This window comes from Candidatus Uabimicrobium amorphum, assembly GCF_009002475.1.
GTDB lineage: Bacteria > Planctomycetota > Uabimicrobiia > Uabimicrobiales > Uabimicrobiaceae > Uabimicrobium > Uabimicrobium amorphum.
The window spans coordinates 4,793,138-4,815,004 of record NZ_AP019860.1 but is presented as its reverse complement, the minus strand read 5'-3'; the positions used below and the strand labels follow the sequence as shown (position 1 = coordinate 4,815,004).

Sequence of the window (21,867 nt, the reverse complement as noted above, 5' to 3'; positions counted from 1 at the left end):
TTATAGCACACCTCCACAAAAATGTTTTACAAATATTCACATGAAGGCATGCAAATTGCTTGCGTTCATATAAACCTTAACATTATCCAAATGCAATTAAGGAGATTTACTATTTCAACACCTTGCTTTCACTGTGGACTACCTTGCTTAAAAGATTCTGTAACCAAAGACGAACATCATTTCTGTTGTCACGGTTGCTTGTTTGTGTTTGAAATACTTCAAGGTAACTCCCTACATAAATATTACGAATTAGAAAAATCTCCCGGAAAACCGGCAACAGAGAAAAGTAAAGAAGAGTATACTTATCTCGACGATGCAAAATTTTTGGAGCATTTTCTAAAATTTAACGAACAACAAACTGCAATAGCGTGTTTTTATATTCCCAATATTCATTGCGCCTCGTGTATATGGCTACTTGAAAACCTATATCGTATCAACGCCCATATAAAGAAGGTAGACGTCAATTTTTCTTCTCACGAAGTGTATATTACATACGACAAACAGAACATTCGCCTTAGTGAGATCGCCCATCTACTTTCGCAACTGGGATATCCACCGCACCTCTCCCTTGACCATGAACAACAAAATGCACAGAAAAACCACGACGATTTACTGCGTTTAGGTGTTGCGGGGTTTTGTTTTGGCAATGTAATGCTACTTAGCTTTCCTGAATATCTTTCTTCCGACGTTCCCAAAGAATTTCAACGCTTCTTTGGCTACCTAAATTTGCTGTTAACCATACCAGTGTTTTTTTATGCCGCAAAAGAGTGGCTATATTCGTCGTGGATTTCGCTAAAGCAAAAAAACATCAATCTTGATATTCCCATTGCCTTAGGGCTTATCGCACTATTGTCCACAAGCGCTTTTGATATCATTAGTAAACGTGGACCTGGCTACTGCGATTCACTTTGTGGCTTTGTCTTTTTTTTACTTATCGGTAAATTCTTTCAAAAGAAAACTTTTCAAAACCTATCCTTCGATCGCGATTACAAAGCATATTTCCCTCTATCCACTCTGCGCATACAAGATAACGACAAATGCGCAGTCCCTGTACATGAGTTGCAAGTGGGCGACACCATATTTGTTCGCCACCAAGAACTTATCCCTGTCGACGGAAAATTACAAAGTGACCATGCTCAAATCGACTACAGTTTTGTCACCGGTGAGTCTGATCTTATCGCCAAAGACAAGGGACAAGACATATTTGCAGGCGGACGTATTGTTGGCAAAGCTGCAAGTATACAGGTAGAAAAGCAAGTGGAACAAAGTTTCTTAACTTCGTTGTGGAAAAATGTACAAAATAAAGAAAAAAGTGCTGTACAAACCTTGACGAACACCATCAGTCCTTTTTTTACCTTAACAGTGATTAGTATCGCCTTGGCATCTTTTGCTTACTATTGGCTATATGGAAAAAATATCGCGATGGCGTGGTATACGTTTTCGTCAGTTCTTATTGTGGCATGTCCATGTGCACTGGCATTGACATCTTCATTTACACATGGTGCTATGATTCGCTTGTTGGAAAAACACCGCATATTTTTAAAAAGTGGTGATATATTGGAGAAATTGGCCAAAATAAACAACGTTGTTTTTGATAAAACAGGTACATTAACATCAACAACCCCGAGAATTTCACTCATTTTTGGCAATATTGACGAGCAACAACAACAAATTCTGGCAAACATTGTTCACCAATCCATTCACCCAGTCAGTCAAACTTTGGCCAAAACTTTTCCACTGTTAACACCTATTCACTTAACAGAATTTAACGAAATTCCCGGAAAAGGAATCGCCGCCAAATATAACTCTCAAGATTTTTTTGTAGGCAGCGTCAGCTGGATATCCAGTCTTTTAGAGCTTCCCAAAGGATTGCCGCAAAAAATATCACAGCAAAGTTGTGTGGCTTTTGCCGTTGGGAACAAACTTTGCTGTGTCTTTGCCACAGAAAACAATTTTCGTCGCGGTTGGGAAAACATTGTTAGTCGTATTGCGCAAAAACATGCTGTGCACCTCATCTCAGGAGACAGTAAACGCGATTTAGACATTGTTGGCAAAGTTTTCCCTAAAAATAATATACATTTTAACCTTGACCCGTTTCAAAAAGTTGCCTACATCGAAAAGTTACAAAAAAGCGCCGATAGTAAAGTACTCATGATCGGCGATGGACTTAACGATTCAGGCGCTTTGATAGAGAGCGATGTCGGGGTTGCAGTGATTGAGGAAAATAGCCATTTTTCTCCTGCAAGTGATATTATTCTAGCTGCGGAGAAAATTAGCTTACTTCCCAAAATGTTTTCACTATCACGCGCAACCCTTAACATCACATATGCAAGTTTCGCAATTTCTTGTATCTATAATTCCCTGGGCATTACTTTAGCCATATCTGGTAAGTTAACCCCTGTATTTGTTGCAGTACTTATGCCCGTTAGTTCGGTTACCGTTATGCTATTTACGACTTTTAGCTCTCGTCGTTTATGCAAGAAGATATTGGGAGATGATAAATGGGAGTAATGTTTATCCTAATCTGTGTGAGCATCTCATTAGCAACTTGTTTTTTACTCGCTTTTATCTGGGCAACCAAAAGTGGTCAATTTGACGACTGTGAAACTCCAGCAATAAAAGTACTGATTGATTGAGAAAGGCCTTTCATGAGCGTAGAAACTTTTCATTATGACAATAAAATAGTACGCAACTTTGCATTCGCAACAGTCTTTTGGGGTGTTGTGGGCATGTTCTTTGGCGTACTCATCGCATTTCAACTTCCCTTACCAGGACTAAATTTTGGTGAGCACTTTTCTTTTGGACGATTACGTCCGATCCATACCAACGCGGCCATTTTTGCCTTCGTCGGCAACGCGATTTTTATGGGAATATACTACTCACTACAACGTTTGTGCAAAGCACGTATGTTTAGTGATAAATTGAGTAAAATACATTTTTGGGGATGGCAATTTATTATTGTTGCCGCTGCCGTTACTTTGCTTTTCGGCTACACAACAAGTAAAGAATATGCCGAGTTAGAATGGCCTATAGATATTGCAATTACTTTTATATGGGTCGTTTTTGGTATCAACATGTTTGGGACGATCAGTGTAAGACGCGAAAAGCACATGTATGTAGCTATCTGGTTTTACATCGCCACATTCATCGCTGTTGCCGTACTACATATATTTAATTCATTGGCTTTACCGGTTTCATTTATGAAGAGTTACCCCATATATGCAGGGGTCCAGGACGCTCTAGTTCAGTGGTGGTATGGACACAATGCCGTAGCATTCTTTTTAACAACTCCATACTTAGGGCTTATGTACTACTATTTGCCTAAAATTGCCGATCGTCCGGTATACTCTTATCGTTTATCCATTATTCACTTTTGGTCACTGGTTTTTATTTATATATGGGCGGGACCACACCACCTGCTATACTCCGCCGTTTCTCCTTGGGCACAAACCCTAGGTGTAATTTTCTCTATCATGCTCATCGCTCCATCATGGGGGGGAATGTTAAACGGTCTTTTAACCTTACGCGGTGCTTGGCATACCGTTGCAAAAAACGTCGAGCTAAAATTTATGGTTGTTGCCGTAACATCTTACGGAATGGTAACCTTAGAAGGTCCATTGATGTCCTTTAAGAGTGTCAATAGTTTAGCACACTTCACCGATTGGATCGTTGGACACGTTCACAACGGTACATTAGGATGGAATGGGTTCTTAACTTTTGGGATTGTGTATTGGCTCATTCCACGAATTTACAACACCAAGTTATATTCACCAAGACTAGCAAATGCACACTTTTGGATTGGCACATTAGGGATTGTATTTTATTTAGTTGCCATGTATTTCTCCGGTATAACACAAGGTTTAATGTGGAAAGAACTAGATCCAGATGGCGGATTAATGCACGAAAACTTCTTGAGCACCGTAAAACAAATTATTCCGATGTACTACCTACGTGGAATCGGAGGACTGTTGTATATAACAGGTGTGTTCTTGATGGTATACAACTTATTCAAAACAGTAAAACAGGGTAACTTACAAGCGGACGAAGAAGCGAGTGCACCTGCATTAGAGCAAGAAAAAACCAAAGTAAAATCAACACACCGTTTTCTAGAAGGTCACCTTGGTCTATTTTTTATACTATCTACATTGGCGATCATCGCTGGTGGTTTGATAGAACTTGTACCAGGGGCGATGAATGAATTTATCTCTCCGACCAAACCTCTTGTGGAAAAATATTCACCACTTGAACTCGAAGGTCGCGATATTTACATTCGCGAAGGATGTAACAACTGCCACTCGCAAATGATTCGTCCTTTCCATAACGAGACACTGCGTTACGGAGCCTACTCCGAAGCAGGAGATTACGTATACGATCGTCCTTTCTTATGGGGATCGAAAAGAACTGGACCTGACTTACATCGCATCGGGCTTAGACCACGCAACGAAGTTTGGCATTATGATCACATGGTAAATCCGCAGAAATCTTCTCCGGGATCTGTTATGCCACCGTACCCATGGCTTGCCACAAATAAGTTAGATACATCCACAACTTCAAAGAAAATACAAGTAATGCGAAGTTTAGGTGTACCTTATAATTATGACGATGTAAGAAATGCAGAAGAAAATCTCCAAAAAGAAGCACAAGAACTTTCTGATATCCTCAAAAAAGGTAAAATTGATTGTGCTCCTGATCGTGAAATGATAGCACTTATCGCATACTTGAAAAAACTTGGTAAAAGAATAAAGGTTAAAAAATGATAAGAGAATATATGTCACAAATTGATATCGCTGTATTACTTTCCTACAGCGTACTTGTCACTTTCTTGACACTCTTTGTATTAATTACCTGGTACGTATGGAAAATTGATAATGACCAAATTAAAGAGCTAGAACAAATGCCTTTAGATCTACAACCAGAGAGGAGATAGCAATGGTCAATGTTCTCGAAGACGAAAAAGATATTTTATTGGATCACGAGTACGATGGCATTCATGAGTTAGATAACTTCCTTCCGCCATGGTGGACAATGTTGTTTTACATCACCATTGTTTTTGCAGTGATATATTTTGTGGGTTATGAAGTAATGGGTGTATTTAAACAACCTGCGGAAGAGTATCAGGCAGAGATTGCGCAATATCCTGATTATTACGAGGATGAAACAGAAGAAGAAGAAGAAGGTGATGACGACATTGCGGCATTTTTAGCCAAGAAGCAGCAACAACAAGGTAACAAAAAAGAAGTAGTGGTTGCTTTGACGGATGAAAAGAGTATTGGAAAAGGACGAAGATTATTTCGCAAAAACTGCGCTCTTTGTCATGGTAAAAATGCCGAGGGTATAGAAGGCCAAGGCCAAGGTCCAAATTTAACAGACAACTACTGGATTCATGGCGAAGGCAAAATCGAAGACATCATTCATACAGTAAAAACAGGTGTTATCGAAAAAGGTATGCAGCCTTGGGGTCCTACTTTGGGGAATACAAAAATTCTACAAGTAGTGAGTTATATAATATCCTTAAAGGGCTCCAATCCACCTAATGCCAGAGGTCCAGATGGCAAAGAGTACAAATAGTTTGCGTGCGATGTTACTAACGAACGCGGTGTCATCCCGCACTTGATGCGGGATCCACTCTTTTTAATGGATCGCCGGTCGCGCCAGGAATGACCGTGCCCAACAGCTCGCTGTTGTTTTATTAAAATGAAACTACTTCAACTTGCTGTTGGAATTGTACAACTTGGTCATGTAAAGTGTTGTACAGTTATTGCTTACGGTCAAAATGGCAAAACCATTTTGTTTTGTAGTTCCAGAGAACACAACATGTAGATGTCACCAATAACTATACATTTTTTAGAACTTTGTAAATACAAAGTTCTAAAAAATTTCTTAAAAACATTCAAATATTCAAATATACCGATATCCAAATAAAATGTATGCTAAAAAAATGATGTAAGGAGACTTAGAGTGAAAGCTAACCAAGAAGATGATTTCAGAGATCGAATTGCAACGGTTAACAGCGACGGGGAAAGAGTTTGGATTTACCCCAAACGCGTTGACGGACCTTACTACAAATGGCGTAAAATTATTAGCTATATACAACTGATCGTACTCATAGGTGTACCATTTATCAAATACAACGGTAAGCCTATTATTATGTTAAATGTTCTCGAACGAAAATTTATCTTTTTTGGCAATGTATTTTGGCCAGAAGATTTATATATTTTTGGCTTACTGTTTATCACTACAGTTATCTTTGTGGTGTGGTTTACCGCAACTTTTGGCCGTATTTTTTGTGGGTGGCTATGTCCACAAACTGTTTTTCTAGAAATGGTGTTCCGCAGAATAGAACGTTTTTTAGAAGGCGATGCCTCTAAGCAAAAAAAACTAAACAACCAAGACATGTCTACACAAAAGTTTTTCAGAAAAGCTTTTAAACATGTTTTATTTTATGCAATCTCATTTTTCATTGCCAATATTTTCCTATCGTATATTATCGGCATGGATGAGCTAATCAAAATAGTTACCGCTCCTCCAAGTGAGCATATCGTGGGATTTATAGCCATTTGTATATTTTCTTTTGTGTTCTACGGTGTCTTTAGTTGGTTTCGCGAACAAGCGTGTATTATGGTGTGCCCATATGGCCGTTTACAGTCGGTAATGCAAGATGTCAATACCGTAACTATTTCTTATGATTTTAAACGTGGAGAACCACGCGGACGAAAACTCAAAAAAGAGCAAGATTCCGATAAGGGAGACTGTATTGATTGCAAAAAGTGCATTGCTGTATGTCCAACGGGAATAGATATTCGCAACGGTCTGCAAATGGAATGTGTGAATTGTACCTACTGCATCGATGCTTGTGATGATGTCATGGAAAAAATCGGCAAACCAAAAGGGCTTATTCGCTACGCTTCGCACAATATGATTGAAAAAAATCATGGTTACAAAATATCCGCGCGAACTATTTTTTATGGTATTGTGTTTTTTATACTTTTTAGTGTCGACTTATTCCTACTTACTAACCGTCCACGAGTAAGTGCGATTATCAATCGTATGCCAGGATCTTTGTGTACAAAAATTAGTGATGATGCCTACATGAATGTGTATCGCAGTACATTACTCAACAAAACACTCGATACCCACAAATATTCGTTTAAACTTATCGATATAGAAGGCGAACTGCACTTAGGGGAATCGCATATCGAAATCGCGGGAGAAGGACTTGAAAAGTTTACAATGAAGGTCATCTTACCAGGAAAAAGCATAAAGAAGAGAGGGAGAACCTACTTCCATATTGGTATTTTTGAAAATGACAAGCTCATACATAAAGTTCTAGCGGGTTTCAGAGGACCATAATTAGATTTGCGAGGAATGAAAATGGAAATTTTATCTGGTTTTATTGTGGGATTACTGGGCAGTTTACATTGCGTTGGGATGTGTGGCCCTTTGGCTTTGGCTTTGCCTGTCGGACATAAAAAACTAAACGCACAAATCTTTTATCACTCTGGGCGCATTTCATCTTATGTTGCTCTGGGGGTCATTGTGGGCCTTCTAGGAGTTTCACTTCGCGGTTCCGGTGTTCAAGAATGGTTATCTATTCTGACAGGTGTTATGCTTCTCATCATTTTCTGCTTTTCCAGTATGAAAAACAAATTGATGATACTTCTATCAAAACCATTTACATGGATCACCAAGCGTTTTTCCATGCAGGAACTCATGCAAAAAAGTCGCGAAAAGCCAATGTATCTTTATGTTTTTGGCATCCTAAACGGTTTGCTTCCGTGTGGCTTCGTTTATATTGCCTTGGCGGCAGCGCTAAACACCTCGTCTATTTTTAGCGCAATGTTGTTCATGACGTTTTTTGGATTGGGAACAGTACCACTACTAGGGATGTTGATTCACAGTAAACAATTGTTACGTCCTTCGCGACTGCTAACAACTTTACTACCCACGGCGACTCTTTTGCTAGCAATCGTTTTCATCATGCGTGGTAGTGGCTTAGGAATTCCTTACATAAGCCCAAATCTACAGCAACCTCATAGCTGCTGCTCCGAGTAAAAAAATAGAAAGAATGAACAGGATTTACAGGATAGAAAATTTTTATCCTGTAAATCCTGTTCATTCTTTCTACAATTTTATACTTACGCCTCGGAAGAGGAGAACATCTCGTTTTGCTTGGGAAGTAAGCCGTATTTTTTCATGCGGCTCCATACAGTAACGCGCGATACACCTAAGATGTCCGCTGCCTTAGAACGGTTTCCGTTGGTTTCTTTCAAAGCTTGTATGAGCAGTGTTTTTTCCTCGCAGTCATTCGGCATTTTTATTTCACATGGTGTACTTTTTTCGAGAGGAAGTTCAAAAGGTTCTTGGTTAGGGTTATGATAAATATCTTCGGGAAGATGATAGGGATAAATCTTGTCTTCTGCCAGAACTAATGAGTGTCGCACACAATTTTCTAATTGGCGTATATTTCCAGGCCATGAATAGTCTTTGAGAATATCCATTGTTTCGTCATCAAAGCACAAATCATTGTTACGTGTATACAATTGCAAAAAATATTTTAGTAGAGCTTCCACATCACCACTACGGCTGCGTAATGGCGGGAGATAAATGGAAAAAACATTGATGCGATAGTAAAAATCTTCGCGAAAAGATCCTTCGCTAATCATATTTTTCAAATTGCGATTTGTCGCAGCAATGACACGCACATTCACATCGATTAAATTACTGTCACCTACACGCTCAATTTGTCTTTCCTGTAAACTGCGCAGTAACTTAACCTGCATAGCTCCGGAAAGTTCTCCAATTTCATCTAAAAACAATGTGCCATTATCGGCGAGCTCAAAACGACCTTTGCGATTTCCCACCGCTCCGGTAAAAGCCCCTTTTATATGACCAAATAATTCGCTCTCAAATAAATTTTCTGACAGAGCTGAACAGTTAACAGGGATGAAAGGTCCGTCTTTACGCCAACTGCACTCATGTATTTTTCTAGCAGCTAATTCTTTCCCAGTTCCTGTTTCCCCCAAAATTAAACAATCGACATCACTTTCCGCAACACGCTTAATCAAATAATTCACACGCTGGATACCAACACTATTGCCCATCATCCTTTTTTCGGAGCTTTTCATTATCTTTACCTTGAAAAATAAATAAAACAATGTTAAAAATAAGTGTCGTTAGGGCGGCCATTGATTAAGGTTTGTTTAATATTAAATAACGGTTAATTGGCCACACACCCTATAGTAAAATCTTTTGTAAAAAACGTTTATGTTAAAGTATGAACAAACATTCAATAATGTCTCGATTATGGATGATATGCTATGAATTTCAACATATAGTTATATTTCATTATACATAAGCTTCTTTACAATGTTAAGAGAGAAGTTGATGAAAAGAAAATTTTATACCGATGAGCACATTTGTTTGCAAGCTATTGATATTCTGAACATCGCAGAAGATGCCATCATTTGTTTAAACAACCGTTGGCGTGTCGTTCTTTTCAATAGAGGAGCAGAGAAGCTATTTGGTTACAAAGCCGAAGAAATCCTTAACCAATATATTGACATTCTCATACCTGACGAATTCGTCAAGGTACACCGCACTTACATGGAACAATTTGCCAATGGCAAAAGTAGGTCAAAATCCATGAACCGTCGTAATTCAGTATACGCAAAACGCAAAAACGGCACATTTTTTTCGGCCCAAGCAACTATCTCGAAGATAAAAACGAAAGATAACACCATATTTACCGCCATTATACGCGATATATCGCGACTTGAGTCAATGAAGGAAAAATTGCAGGAGGTAAATAATAATCTTGAGCAACGAGTAAAAGAACGTACAGCAAAACTCCAGGAAGCAAACACGCAACTCAAAAAAGAAGCGCAAGCACGTAAAAAAGCGCAGAAACTTTTGGAAAAAGAATTTCAGGCACGTTTAGATGCGGAAACAGAAAGAGCCGCATCCATACAAATTGTCGAAAAGTCTTCCAAGTTGGCTTCGATTGGGGTTGTGGCTGCGGGAATTACTCACGAGATTAATCAACCGCTTAATGCCATTAAGATAACGGCTGATGGTATTCTCTTTTGGGAAAAACGCAACAAAGGTGTTCTTCCCCAACGCTTTATCGACAAAGTAAAAGATATTTCACAAGGTGCAAACCGCATCAACGAAATAATTCATCACATGCGTTCTTTTTGGGATTCGCAGCGAAATAGAGACAGTAAAGTGAATACAACTGAAGTGATACAAAAAGCATTGTCTCTCGCGAGAGCTCAAATGGGAAGCCATGGAATTACTTTAGATTACACCCCACCCCAAAATGACTTTTATGTTAAGGGAAACCCCATACAACTGGAGCAAATTATCATTAACTTGATCGTAAATGCTATCCACGCTGTCGATGCCTCAGACAAGAAAAATAAGAGCATTGCGCTAAAGACAGTGAAGAAAAAGAATTACGTCCAAATACAAATAATTGATAATGGCACAGGTTTTGCAAGGGGTATATCACAAGAAAGTCTCTTTGATCCATTCTATTCAACAAAAAACGGTTCGGGAATGGGAATGGGACTTGGTCTTGCCATTGTAAAGTATTTTGTCGATAAGTTGGATGGTAAAATACGTTTTTTTAACAATAAATTAGGAGGCGCTACTTTTAACCTAGAACTTCCGATTTACAGTTGTTAAGGGATGGAAATGAGAATATTACTAGTTGATGATGAACCTCTCAGTAGGAAAGCGACAGCACAATTTCTAGAGGAAGAACTAGGTCACGACATCACAGAATGCGAACATGGTCTTGAGGCCAAAGATGTTTTGCGAGATAATAAATTTCCTTTAGTAATAAGTGACTTACGCATGCCGCATATGGACGGTTTGGAATTGTTGAAACATGTTAAGCAAGTGTCGGCCAACACTGATTTTGTGGTGATTACTGGTCATGGAGATTTGGATACGGCCATTAAGGCCTTGAGACTTGGAGCGTATGACTTTATTCGTAAGCCAATTGATGTAGAAGAATTAGCAGCTTCTATATCGCGAAGCATGGAAAGGCAAGCCTTGATCAATGAAAATTACGAATTGAAGCAAAAACAAACCAAAACCAATGTACTTCCACTCGATGCTTTTATTCGCAATGTACAACTACCGCAAAATGGATTCAATTTATACGAAATGGAAGCCACGATCATCGGTAAAGTACTCGAAATGCATGATAATAACAAAAACAAAGCCGCACAGTATCTCGGTATTAGTCCGCAAGCTTTACGCAGTCGTTTAAAATATATATAACTTTAACCAAGTTAGAATTTTCGATATCTCATAGTATCGTTTTTGCTATGGGATATTTTTTGTTTTACAGCGCTGTGCCCATCCAAATCCCACCTATCATTTTTGTGATTTAATGAACGACAAAAACTCCGCAAATACTTCTGGCGCAGACTCTACTTGAGGATAATGCCCTATATTTTCGAGAAGAACCACATTCTCCTTTGTCACAAGTTCCTTGTACCTTTCCGCCATATGTCTCCCCGATACCGGATCATCTACACCGTTAATGAGCTGTAACGGAACATCTGCACTTATCAACGCTCCCACCCACCTATCGCGAAATTTTTTGCGTTCCTCCATGTAGCGAATTAACTTATGAGCTACTTTGTGTCCTTTGTTGTGAGAAATCAACTCCCAAAATATTTTTAACTCGCGATGTGTGGGTTGGGTATTTTTACCAAAAATACGACAAAAACTGCGTGCAAATGAACGAAAATTCAAAAATTCTTTTATGATGACTCCGCAACGACTTGCAAGAAGTGTCTGAATAAGTCGTGGATGATGTGTTTCGGGAAACAATCCACCGTTTAGTAAGCACATCGATTTTATGGTAAATTTGCGCAAAGCTTTACGTGCTAAAAGTTCCTGGGCCACTGTGTCTCCGTAGTCATGCGATAAAATATGCGCAGCACCAACTCCCAGACTGGACAATACATTTTCGTGAAGATCCGCCTGATCCATGATGGAGTAATTGTAATTCTGCGGTTTATCGGAATAACCAAAACCAACCATATCAATTGCAATGACACGAAAATTATCGCAAAGCGATTCCCATATCAAATGCCAATCCCATGAGCATGTTGGAAAACCATGTATGCACAAAACAACTTCGCCTTGCCCTTCATCCACATAAAAAATACGCTGATTGTTATGTGTATAAAACTTGCCGCGATCTTTCCATTCTTCTATATTCACCACTACTCCTAACATTTCATTTCCAATTAACGGAAAAATATTATAAAATAAAAATCTACTCGTTTAAAGCGACTTATATTCTTTTAGAAAGGATGGTCAGTTGAAAAAGTTTATTATTTTGCTAATGGTATGTAGTTGCGTTCTTTTTGCAGAGGACCAAATACCATTTTCTAAACAACCTGTTGAGTTAAATTCAGGTGTTGTGAGCGCAAGCCGCTCTATGGATGCTCCTGTATTTCGTCAAATCGTAAGTATCCCTAACGCACAATGGTTGCGCGTTCATTTTTCTGAATATAACCTTGGTCAAAAAAGTTATGTAAAAATCACATCTCTAAAAGACCATGGCGAGCAAACACTGAATGCTGAACAACTAAAAATGTGGCATGATTCTTCTGCTTACTTCAATGGTAGTCGTGTTCTTGTAGAACTATTTGCAGCTCCACAAGATACCGGTGTATTTATCAATTGTTCTGAAGTATCTGCAGGTGAAGAAGGTGCTGCAGCACGCAGTATCTGTGGAAGTGAAGATGACCGCGTATCTTCTAACGATAAGCGTTCTGGTCGTTTGGTTCCTGTCGGTTGTACAGGATGGATCATTGGTAATGGATACCTAACCGCAGGTCACTGTGTTGACGGACATTCTGTTGAACTTTTAGAGTTCAATGTACCTCCATCAGATGCAAATGGCTCTATTAATCACCCAGCTCCACAACACCAATATCCAGTCACCGGTGTTGTTAAGTACAAAAACGGTGGTCAAGGAAACGACTGGTGTACATTTACAGTCGGACCAAACTCTGTGACAGGTTTGACACCTCTACAAGCACAAAAGTCTTTCTTTAAAGTTTCTAACAGTATTACACCTCAACAAATTAGAATCACTGGTTATGGTGTTGACAACATGCCAAGAGGTAGTACTGGAAGTCGTAATAAAGATAGTCAAACCCAACAAACCCATGTTGGTCCATTTTCTCAACTAAGTGGCAATACACTACGTTACACAACAGATACTACAGGAGGAAACTCTGGTAGTCCTGTTATTAGTGAAACACACAACACCACAGTTGGTATCCACACTCATGGTGGATGCGGAAGTTGGGGCGGAAGCAATGCCGGAACAAGTTTCAAGAACTCTGATCTTGGTAAAGCCATCCAACTACTATCTGAAAATAGTGTTTTCGTAGACAACACTCACCCTTCCGCAACACAAACAGGTGATATTTTCAATCCATACCACTCTATCAGCGATGCTATTGAAAAGAATCAAGATAAATCTATCAATGTTGCTCCTGGTATATACAACGAAAACATCGTTGTAAACAGAGGTGTATCGATTAATGTCATCACAGATGTTGTCGTCATCGGTCAAAGTGTTGAAAGTACTCCTGTAGTACTAAACGCTGTAAACGGCGATAAGGAAATAAATGAAGAAGCAGTACAAGTTGGTACAAATTTCCAAATTGCAAAAGGTGCTAACCTAGTCATCAATGCAAAATCAGTCACCATTTCTTCTAACATTAACATTCCTAACGGAGCATCTCTAACAATTAATATTGTTGAGTAATTTGAAAGGTGGGGTTTTCCCCACCTTTTTATTTCATAACGCCTATGAATAAAATAACACGCCAATCATTGCAACAGGTACAAGACCATACAGAGTACCGTACATGCTCTTTTCACCTACAGCATAACATTTTTAGGCTAAAAGGGTGTATATTCCATCACTGTAGCTTTCGCAGCTGGACAGTGCTCATTTCCCGTTTAGAAAATTGTATGTTTATCAATTGCAATTTCGCCGGAATCAACATAGAGCATCTTATCAACTCCTATTTCCAAAGAGGGTTTATCGAGGATTTGAAAATAACCCCCTATGAAACAAACGCCTTTGAATCATTCCAAGAAGTAAACATCGCCAACTTAAACATATCATGGACCGATAATCGTTACGCCATTATAAATTACCATTACGGCTTTGCCCCTCACCCCAGTCCTCTTACCGAAATTCCCGAGGAGATTTTTGATTTTTCTACACTCAAAGAACTGAATTTATCGAGAAATCAGTTAAGTTCTGTTTCTCCAAAAATCCAGAAACTTAACAATCTACGTTCTCTGAGCTTACGTTCCAACAAACTCAAAAAACTGCCTGTAGAAATTGGTAAGCTCACCAAGCTCGAAGAACTGGACCTGTACAACAACCAAATTGGTTCACTACCCAGCGCAATAGCCAACCTCAAACAACTACGTCTTCTACGTTTACCGTCCTATCGAACATCTATTCCTTTTGAGATGCAGCAGCTAGAAAATCTAGAAATAACCTATGACAGATAGAACATCAAAACACCACTTCGCAATGTGGCAATTTTTTTGCGATTCCGGCCTTATGGTCTTCCTCAATGCAATTGTTCGCCAAATACAACTTGCGTAAATTCGTCAGTTCGCTAATTTCCTCAGGCAAAAATTCGATTCTATTGTCATCTAAAACTAATAATTCCAGTTTGCGTAGCTGCGATATTTCGCACGGAATGACTTTGATGTTGTTTTTATCAAGATACAGTTCTTTCAGATTACTCAACTTCTGAATCTGCGGAAATTTTGCAATATTATTTTCGGAGAGATAGAGTTTCAATAAATTTTGAATGTTCAGTATTGGCAAAGGAATTTTCTCGATTTCACAGTTATCAAAATGTAGCTCCTTTATGTTGTTTGTTTGTAAAAAATCGAATTTGCGATTCTCTGTCAATAAATTACTCAATCGTAGACACTGAATATGCCCGCCTTTAATAAAACTTTTTTCGATTTGCTCCATGATAAATTCACCAAAGCTACAGTTCATAAAGCGGCTATTTTCGACAAATTCAAAACACACACCTTCACTAGGAAATCGACAGTCGATAAAAGTACATCCCTTGATGTGTTCGACAAAATCAATATCAAAAGTACAATTTTCATACCGTGTGTTGTTACGCAGATGCCATATAGTTTTCTTGCTAATTGTTTTTACCATTTGCTTTTCCTAGATTAAGATATTTCAGTTCCTGTAAAAAAGCATGTATTTTTTGAGCAGCGAGTTTGTTGCCTTTGTCATTGTAATGAGTATTTTGTAACAAATATAACACATCCTCACTCTTTTGGAAGTACGGCAATAAATCCAAACAAGGAGTGTTATTTTCGGCACAGTAAGACATCAAAAAATTTTGTGGTAGTCTTAAATGATACTCTCTCCAAGTCACCGCGTATTTTTTTTGTAATTGGTCCTGTAATCCTTTGTCACTCTGAAATTGGTCTGGATGAATCACCATGATGTATTTTGTGTTTATGCTTTTTGTATATTCACGTATTTGATCTAAAACGAAAATAGTGTCTTGCCACCTTACTTTTGCGGGAGAAAGTGGGCGACAAATTTGTAGTCGCTCGTATTCAATAGCCAAAAACGTATCTTTTTTAAAAACCCCTGCACGCTCAACGTTATTCTGTGCTTTATAGTAGTTACGTAGCCACTGAAACAGCACCCAAGAATGTGGACGAAATTTCATGATTCCGCTACGCTGACGAACGCTAATTTCGGCAAACTCAGAAGTATTTGTATCCGGATTGGCAAAATCATTGCCCACGAAAAAGCCATGAACCACAACATCAGGTTGGTACTGTGCCGCAAATTTTTTTAGGACATACAATTGATGGAGAGGTTCATAGCCTCCGGCAGAAAAGTTAACCACTTCGACCTTACGACCATCTTCCCTCAAATACTTTTGCAACAAATAATGATAGTTCTCATGCCCCCCTGCACGACCAAAAGAATCGCAAAGTCCAAGTATTCGCAGAGTATCTTTCGCTTTCTCCTTTGTAATTTTTTGCGGCCACGATGAAGAAATTTCGCGATAAAAAGACTTTTGATCCTCTGGTATTTTTGAATGTAGTAGTAGAGGAAAAAATATCTCCACAACAAATAAACTTCCAATAGTTGCCATGGTAATTAAAGCTATTTTCTGGAGCATTTTTTGTGGATGACGACTCCCCAAAAGTGCAAAAATAGAGGTGGCTAAAAATAAAAGCGGTGTGAGGGGATTCACGGTCATTATATCCCACAAACCATCGGCAAGAACAAAAATACCTAGAAGAATAGCGATCGTGGGTATTACTGGGTACATTGTCACCCGTTTATACAGTATCTGCCAACGCTCTTTTTTGATAAAAGTAATGTTTAAAATAACCACATTGACCGTCGCGAAACACAACAGAGTAAAGTAGTCCTGACTATAACGTTCCCATACTTCGGGGACATGGCTCTTGTGTAAAAATAGAAATATTAATACACAGAAACTTATAAAGACAACTGCATAACGTATAAAACTCACTGATTTGTCCTTTTCATTTAGAAATGAAAAATTTGTATTTTCGGTCATGGTCCAGTGACTTAAGAGGTAAGCATTTTTAATAAAAGACTTACAAATTCATGTCATTCCCGCGAAAGCGGGAAACCAGCAATATAAATTCGACTTGAAAACGCCTGGGTCCCTGATCAAGTCAGGGATGACATTGGTTATCTACGTTTAAGTCAATGGTATGGACGGTCACGGTCATGGTCACGGTGACGGTGACGATTACGGCTACGATTATGTATTTGTATAGGTAAAATAACAGATTTACGAGATAGTTGAAAAACGAAACTTCAGATTTCCTAAAAATTTTTCAACACAAACGAATCCTCCCTCGTCTTACTGTAAACTTTTTCATCCTAGTACAGCTTCGCACTTGTATAAAACACAATACCCCACAATTGCAAAAGCTGTACAACTTTATGAAAGGTATATTATGGAAGCTTTTTATGTGGTAGCAGCAGTTGTTGTGTTGTTTTTGATTGCAAGTTGTATTGTTGTTGTTCGGCAAAAAACAGCACAAATCATAGAGGTCTTTGGAAAATTTGAAGCTGTAAAACCAGCAGGACTACAATTTAAGAAGCCGTGGCCTATTGCTTCGTCGGTAGGAACGGTTAACTTAAAAATACAAGAGGTCAAAGATATTGTTGGTGTGAAAACACTTGACAATGCTTTTATTCGCTTTCCTGTCGCAGTGCAGTTTCGCGTTTTAGAAAACAAAGTACAGGCTGCTTTTTATGAGTTAGATCAACCTGTACAGCAAATCAAGTCTTTTGTACTCAACATTATCCGCTCGAAGGCCGCGGGAATGACAATGGCTGATTTGTATACCTCACGAGATGATATTGCCGTTGCCGTAGAAGAAGATCTAAAAAGCAAACTAGAATCCTTCGGTTATGAAATCGTTACTGTTCTGGTAGATGAACCGGAACCAAGCAAGGAAGTGGCCGACGCATTTAACCGTGTCATTGCGGCGAAGCGTGAACAAGAAGCGGCCATCGCCGAAGCGGAAGCTCTACGCATCCGCAAAGTTGGAGAAGCAAAAGCCAACGCCGAAAGCCTCAAGCTAACAGCACAAGCATATGTAGAACAGCGAAAAACGATCGCGGAAGGAATTGGTGACGCGATGAAGGAAATACGCGACGGATTACAGGGTGTCAGTGACCAAGTAATCCTCGAATATTTTGCAGGAATCGATGAGCGCGATGCCATCAGAGACGCTGCAAAGGGTAAAGGTTCCATCATTGTTTTTACCAATAGCAAATCAACAGAAAATGACCCAACGGCTCTCATTAAAGCAATCACCAATCAAATGAAGTCGTAGTTATCTAAGTCGCTTATAGATTCGGTCTATAAGCGACTTAGATCTCATCAATTTTGCGGTAAGTGTCCTTTTTTTATGTATATTTTTGCTCCTTGGTCCTTAGTATAAATTTGTTGCTCGCTCATATGCGGCAAGCGGATCCATGTTCCCTTTGGATAAGAACCTTCCTCATCGTGTATCGTACCTTCCAAGACAAAGATTTCTGCACCCCCCTTTAAAATTTCCTTATATGGCTTACAGTTTGCATCTAGCAAAAGTAAGGCAACGTTTTCCTCTTCGAAATTATGTAGGGGCATAAATTTATACTTCTCTTTTTCCAGCCATGGTTCGGTCAAGGTATCTATCGCAATTTGCTCTTTATCTTCTGTAGAAAATTGATGTAATTTTACAAAAATCACTGCTCCTTCTTTACCAATTTTGGGTGTATGCTCTGTACCGATGGGATTGCGCAGATATGTTCCTGCGGGATATTCACCATGCTCATCGCCAAATATACCGTCGAGAACAAAGATTTCTTCCCCTCCACCATGGCGATGAGATGAAAAATAGCTGTTTGGCGCATAACGTACTATCGTTGTTGCCCTGGCGACCTCACCACCAATACGATCTAACATCATACGTTCCACACCGGCAATCGGCGAATCTTGCCATTTGTAGTCTTCCAGTCTAACCACAACGCGTTTTGTAAAATCACTATTGATTTTCATGATAAACTCCCATAAACTGGTTTTAAATTAATTGCGACCTGCCATCACACCACCATCGACATCCCAAATCGCCCCTGTTACCCAATTGGCATTATCCGATAGGAGAAAATCGATTGTTTTTGCCACATCTTCTGCTCTACCCACGCGTCCAATAGGATGAAATCCATTGAATCCCTGGAGTTCTTGCTCAATTTTCTCAGGTTCGATAAACGCACCGTATATTGGGGTAACAACTACTGCGGGAGAAACAGATTCACACGTATGTTATCATCTCCTAACTCCATTGCTAAATGTTGTGTGAAGGAATGTAACCCTGCTTTTGCCATAGAATATGCCGAAGAAGGTGTCGCTTTTATTGCCTGTTTTGCCTTTAAATATAGAATTCCTAGTACTATTTGGGAAATTGTAGGTGAAAAAACGTATTTACTTTTAGCTCGTGGCTTCGTGGCTCGTGGCTCTTGGCTCGTGGCTCGTGGCTCATGGCTCATGGCTCATGGCTTGTGGTTCGTGGCTTGTGGTTCGTTGGTTTCTAATTGGAAACGTACACCAACGGTATTTAGGAACGGGCGGACACAAGGTCCGCCCCCTACATTAAAAAATCCTACCGTCGAGTATTCGTTTTAGAAATTTGGTATCAAAGTCGCCGTAGTTCTTGCTTCCCAGGCGTACAATCACCAAATTTTTAGACGGAATCACATAACAACGGTTTCCCAAATGCCCCGCCGCGACAAACAAATCTTTTGGTCCTCGTGGATAAATTGCCGGACCAAACAATGAATTGGTGCGCATCTGAAAGAAAAAGCCTAAATCTTTGCGATATTTTGCTGGTACTTCCTGATTTAACCAAAAACCAAAGCCAAATACGGGCATTACTGGTGTGGGAATCGTGCATTGTTTTAATACGCCTTGGGGAATAACCTGCTTGCCTTTCCACTTTCCATCGTCGCGCATCAAAATACCAAACTTTGCCCACTCTCTCGCTGTTGTCCAGCAGCCAAAGGGTAAGGCCGGATTTCCTTGAGAGTCTCTATACCATCCCGAATAGCGAAACCCTATAGGATTAAAAATTTTCCGTTGCATATAACTAATGGGATCTTCTTTGAGTTTTTTCTGCAAAAACGCCCCTAGCACATGATGATGTGTTCCACCATAAACAAAATGAGTACCTGGTTTTTTGGTTGCCGGTAGTTGAATGGCCTCGTGATAGACATCGGGAATTGTTTGTTCTTCTTTCATCATATCTTTTGTTAGACCAAATTTTATTTTTAGGCCGCTCGTAAAATTCATTAAGTGACGCATCGTAATTTTGGCTTTGCGTGGGTCTTTTTTAAACTCGGGAATCGTATCGGCAATTTTGTCGTCAAGACTCACCAGTCCCTCATTCACCGCACACATTCCCATCGCTCCGGTAAAACCTTTTGTTCCGCTCCAAATATGTAAAGGTACTTCCGCAGCGTGCCCATTGTGATACTCTTCAAAAACAATATCATAACCCTGGATAACGATCAGTGCTTTTCCAGCGCGCTTTTTAGAAAAATCAGCAGCAAGGCGGTAATTACGCGACTGCGCACTTGTGGGATACATATTTTTACTAAAAGTGTCATCCACGGGTATTATGTTATCAAAGGTCTTTAGTTGTGCCTGACACGAAACAACAGCGAACATTACGGCAAAAATGTATGCTTTCACTACAATCCCCTTTCAATCTAGCAATCTAATTGCTATAAAAATTTTACAACCATCTCAATGGTACCACTATGTTTATAAAGATTGAAAATATTATTGTCAAATGTGCAAAAAAACACCCGGAGTCTTTTACAACTCCGGGTAAATTTTGAGAGCAATATTTTTTACTGCCCCTTACCTGAAAAAATACTACTCAGGTTTTTCGTCTGTCCAACCCTTAGAACCTTCGATTAAATATAAGTAAAAAGGATCTATATAACCATATTTAGATCCAAGCTCTATATATTTTTGGTTGTCAATACGACCTGCCATATAATGCTCTGTCGCAGTGGCGAGAACTTTTTTGTATGGCGGAGTAGCGCTTTTTGTAAAAGTAACACTCACTTCTAAACTTTTACCATACTTATTTTCCGCTTTGGCCTTCACCACAGAATCTTCTGTTAAAGTAAAAGGACCTTCATAGCGCTGCCATGACTCACCGTCTGTTGTATAAAACACTACTTCAGGCTTGTTTGTTGCGCGAACGTAGACATTTACCTTACCAATAAATTCACCACCATTTGGTGAAATAGTGATCACTGGTGGCGCAGGTTTTGGTGGTTTATTGGTTTTTGTGTTTAGAAACGATGCGAAGCCGTTAAAAACATTTTTGTCTTTAATGATTTTTTCGTGTCCTTCTAATCCCCAACCTAAATTATAACCACGATTAAAGTCTGCTCCTTCCAAACGACCCGTTTTCGGATTTTGCATATCGACAAAATCCCCTTCTGCCCAGACAGCGACATAAGTAATTTGATCGTTATCCAGTTTGCTCACTTTTTGGTAAGGACCTTTTTGTGAAGAACCTTCGCTAGAACCATATGGAGTATCATCTTTGACACCATCTAAACTATGGATCTTTGCTTCAAATGCACCACCGGTCTGAAACTCACCAACAGAAAATGCACCTAGTCCATAGTTACCTGCCGCCATGGTAACAACGGTTCCCACCGCGTCAAAACGACGTAACGACTTGTCCCAAGACCCATCTTCACGAAGTCCCATCAAGTAAGACTTCACTAACGTTCCGCCTAGAGAGTGAGAGATGATATCAACTTTTTGTACATCGAGATATTCACGTACGGCATCAATAAAACTGCGTACATCGTTGATGTTATTACGATGAGGATCAGGAAGTTCTGCATCAGAATTGTCCGGACCTAGATAAGAAACGGCCCAAATTTCTGAATGATTATATCCTTTTTCCTTGAGAAAAGAACGCAACTTCAGCATCCCCCATTGTGGGTGATGTGCATTGCCGCCATTCCCGTGTAAAAGGATAACAGGGTTTTTGCTAATGGCTTTGCGATTTCCTTCACGATCTAAGGAGTGATTCCCCCCAAATCCAGAAAGAGCAGATCCATAACCATTACCTCCGCTATCATAAAGCTGTGGGAAATCTTTGGGAAAACCATCGATATCTTCCGCAGCAGGAAAAATAGCGAAAATAAACAAGCTAATACTAAATAAAACTATTTTGTTCACGTAACGA

General features: G+C 39.4%; 18 protein-coding genes and 1 pseudogene. 11 read left to right on the top strand and 8 right to left on the bottom strand.

Annotated features, from left to right (window positions below; all coding sequences use genetic code 11):
* Window positions 1-21 precede the first annotated feature (21 nt).
* From UABAM_RS17525 to UABAM_RS17500, 6 genes are all read left to right on the top strand, one after another.
* Window positions 22-2,511 carry a heavy metal translocating P-type ATPase gene (locus UABAM_RS17525; protein ID WP_151969308.1) on the top strand — a complete coding sequence of 830 codons (2,490 nt, stop codon included), beginning with the start codon at window positions 22-24 and terminating at the stop codon, window positions 2,509-2,511.
* The gene (gene ccoS, locus UABAM_RS34210; RefSeq protein WP_151969307.1) at window positions 2,502-2,636 is read left to right on the top strand and encodes a cbb3-type cytochrome oxidase assembly protein CcoS; all 135 of its coding nucleotides are present in this window, start codon (window positions 2,502-2,504) and stop codon (window positions 2,634-2,636) included. Before UABAM_RS17525 ends, ccoS begins: the two co-directional genes overlap by 10 nt.
* 12 nt (window positions 2,637-2,648) lie before the next feature.
* Complete coding sequence (gene ccoN / locus UABAM_RS17515; protein ID WP_151969306.1) at window positions 2,649-4,757, top strand: cytochrome-c oxidase, cbb3-type subunit I; 2,109 nt, start codon at window positions 2,649-2,651, stop codon at window positions 4,755-4,757.
* A 172-nt stretch (window positions 4,758-4,929) separates the two neighbouring features.
* On the top strand, window positions 4,930-5,568 hold the full coding sequence (locus UABAM_RS17510; RefSeq protein WP_151969305.1) for a cbb3-type cytochrome c oxidase N-terminal domain-containing protein: 639 nt from the start codon (window positions 4,930-4,932) through the stop codon (window positions 5,566-5,568).
* A 390-nt stretch (window positions 5,569-5,958) separates the two neighbouring features.
* Window positions 5,959-7,350 (top strand): cytochrome c oxidase accessory protein CcoG, encoded by a 1,392-nt coding sequence (ccoG, locus tag UABAM_RS17505; RefSeq protein WP_151969304.1) that lies wholly within the window; start codon window positions 5,959-5,961, stop codon window positions 7,348-7,350.
* A gap of 21 nt (window positions 7,351-7,371) precedes the next feature.
* Entirely contained in the window at window positions 7,372-8,052 is a 681-nt protein-coding gene (locus UABAM_RS17500; protein ID WP_173013389.1) for a sulfite exporter TauE/SafE family protein, read from the top strand.
* A gap of 83 nt (window positions 8,053-8,135) precedes the next feature.
* Here UABAM_RS17500 and UABAM_RS17495 read toward each other — a convergent pair whose 3' ends face one another.
* Window positions 8,136-9,125 carry a sigma-54 interaction domain-containing protein gene (locus UABAM_RS17495; protein ID WP_151969302.1) on the bottom strand — a complete coding sequence of 330 codons (990 nt, stop codon included), beginning with the start codon at window positions 9,123-9,125 and terminating at the stop codon, window positions 8,136-8,138.
* A 259-nt stretch (window positions 9,126-9,384) separates the two neighbouring features.
* On the opposite strand from UABAM_RS17495, the gene UABAM_RS17490 reads away from it, so the two are divergent.
* Window positions 9,385-10,686, top strand: coding sequence for a PAS domain-containing sensor histidine kinase (locus UABAM_RS17490; protein ID WP_173013388.1), 1,302 nt, complete (start codon window positions 9,385-9,387; stop codon window positions 10,684-10,686).
* 9 nt (window positions 10,687-10,695) lie between these two features.
* A complete protein-coding gene (locus UABAM_RS17485; RefSeq protein ID WP_173013387.1) occupies window positions 10,696-11,289 on the top strand; it encodes a response regulator in 594 nt (197 codons plus the stop codon).
* A gap of 96 nt (window positions 11,290-11,385) precedes the next feature.
* Here UABAM_RS17485 and UABAM_RS17480 read toward each other — a convergent pair whose 3' ends face one another.
* Window positions 11,386-12,243: an alpha/beta fold hydrolase gene (locus UABAM_RS17480; protein WP_151969300.1), complete on the bottom strand. Its 858-nt coding sequence runs from the start codon at window positions 12,241-12,243 to the stop codon at window positions 11,386-11,388.
* A 100-nt stretch (window positions 12,244-12,343) separates the two neighbouring features.
* Here UABAM_RS17480 and UABAM_RS17475 point away from each other — a divergent pair, with 100 nt between their 5' ends.
* Together UABAM_RS17475 and UABAM_RS17470 are read left to right on the top strand one after the other, a co-directional pair.
* A complete protein-coding gene (locus UABAM_RS17475) occupies window positions 12,344-13,807 on the top strand; it encodes a trypsin-like serine peptidase (protein WP_151969299.1) in 1,464 nt (487 codons plus the stop codon).
* Between the two features lie 44 nt (window positions 13,808-13,851).
* On the top strand, window positions 13,852-14,571 hold the full coding sequence (locus UABAM_RS17470) for a leucine-rich repeat domain-containing protein (RefSeq protein WP_151969298.1): 720 nt from the start codon (window positions 13,852-13,854) through the stop codon (window positions 14,569-14,571).
* Between the two features lie 4 nt (window positions 14,572-14,575).
* On the opposite strand, the gene UABAM_RS17465 is transcribed toward UABAM_RS17470, so the two are convergent.
* Both UABAM_RS17465 and UABAM_RS17460 read right to left on the bottom strand, forming a co-directional pair.
* On the bottom strand, window positions 14,576-15,247 hold the full coding sequence (locus UABAM_RS17465; RefSeq protein WP_151969297.1) for a leucine-rich repeat domain-containing protein: 672 nt from the start codon (window positions 15,245-15,247) through the stop codon (window positions 14,576-14,578).
* Window positions 15,231-16,598 carry an SGNH/GDSL hydrolase family protein gene (locus UABAM_RS17460; RefSeq protein WP_173013386.1) on the bottom strand — a complete coding sequence of 456 codons (1,368 nt, stop codon included), beginning with the start codon at window positions 16,596-16,598 and terminating at the stop codon, window positions 15,231-15,233. Before UABAM_RS17460 ends, UABAM_RS17465 begins: the two co-directional genes overlap by 17 nt.
* Window positions 16,599-17,055: 457 nt before the next feature.
* Here UABAM_RS17460 and UABAM_RS17455 point away from each other — a divergent pair, with 457 nt between their 5' ends.
* Window positions 17,056-17,943, top strand: a complete 888-nt coding sequence (locus tag UABAM_RS17455; protein WP_151969295.1) for an SPFH domain-containing protein — start codon at window positions 17,056-17,058, stop codon at window positions 17,941-17,943.
* 47 nt (window positions 17,944-17,990) lie between these two features.
* Here the strand turns inward: UABAM_RS17455 and UABAM_RS17450 are convergent, their stop codons facing one another.
* The 4 genes and pseudogenes from UABAM_RS17450 to UABAM_RS17435 all read right to left on the bottom strand — a co-directional run bounded on the left by UABAM_RS17450 (window position 17,991) and on the right by UABAM_RS17435 (window position 21,860).
* Window positions 17,991-18,650: a cupin domain-containing protein gene (locus UABAM_RS17450; RefSeq protein ID WP_151969294.1), complete on the bottom strand. Its 660-nt coding sequence runs from the start codon at window positions 18,648-18,650 to the stop codon at window positions 17,991-17,993.
* A gap of 27 nt (window positions 18,651-18,677) precedes the next feature.
* Window positions 18,678-19,021: pseudogene (locus tag UABAM_RS34205) on the bottom strand (SDR family NAD(P)-dependent oxidoreductase); the annotation flags it as partial.
* A gap of 220 nt (window positions 19,022-19,241) precedes the next feature.
* Window positions 19,242-20,339, bottom strand: coding sequence for a serine hydrolase domain-containing protein (locus tag UABAM_RS17440; RefSeq protein WP_151969293.1), 1,098 nt, complete (start codon window positions 20,337-20,339; stop codon window positions 19,242-19,244).
* Window positions 20,340-20,525: 186 nt separating this feature from the next.
* A complete protein-coding gene (locus UABAM_RS17435) occupies window positions 20,526-21,860 on the bottom strand; it encodes an alpha/beta fold hydrolase (protein WP_151969292.1) in 1,335 nt (444 codons plus the stop codon).
* Between the last annotated feature and the right edge of the window lie 7 nt (window positions 21,861-21,867).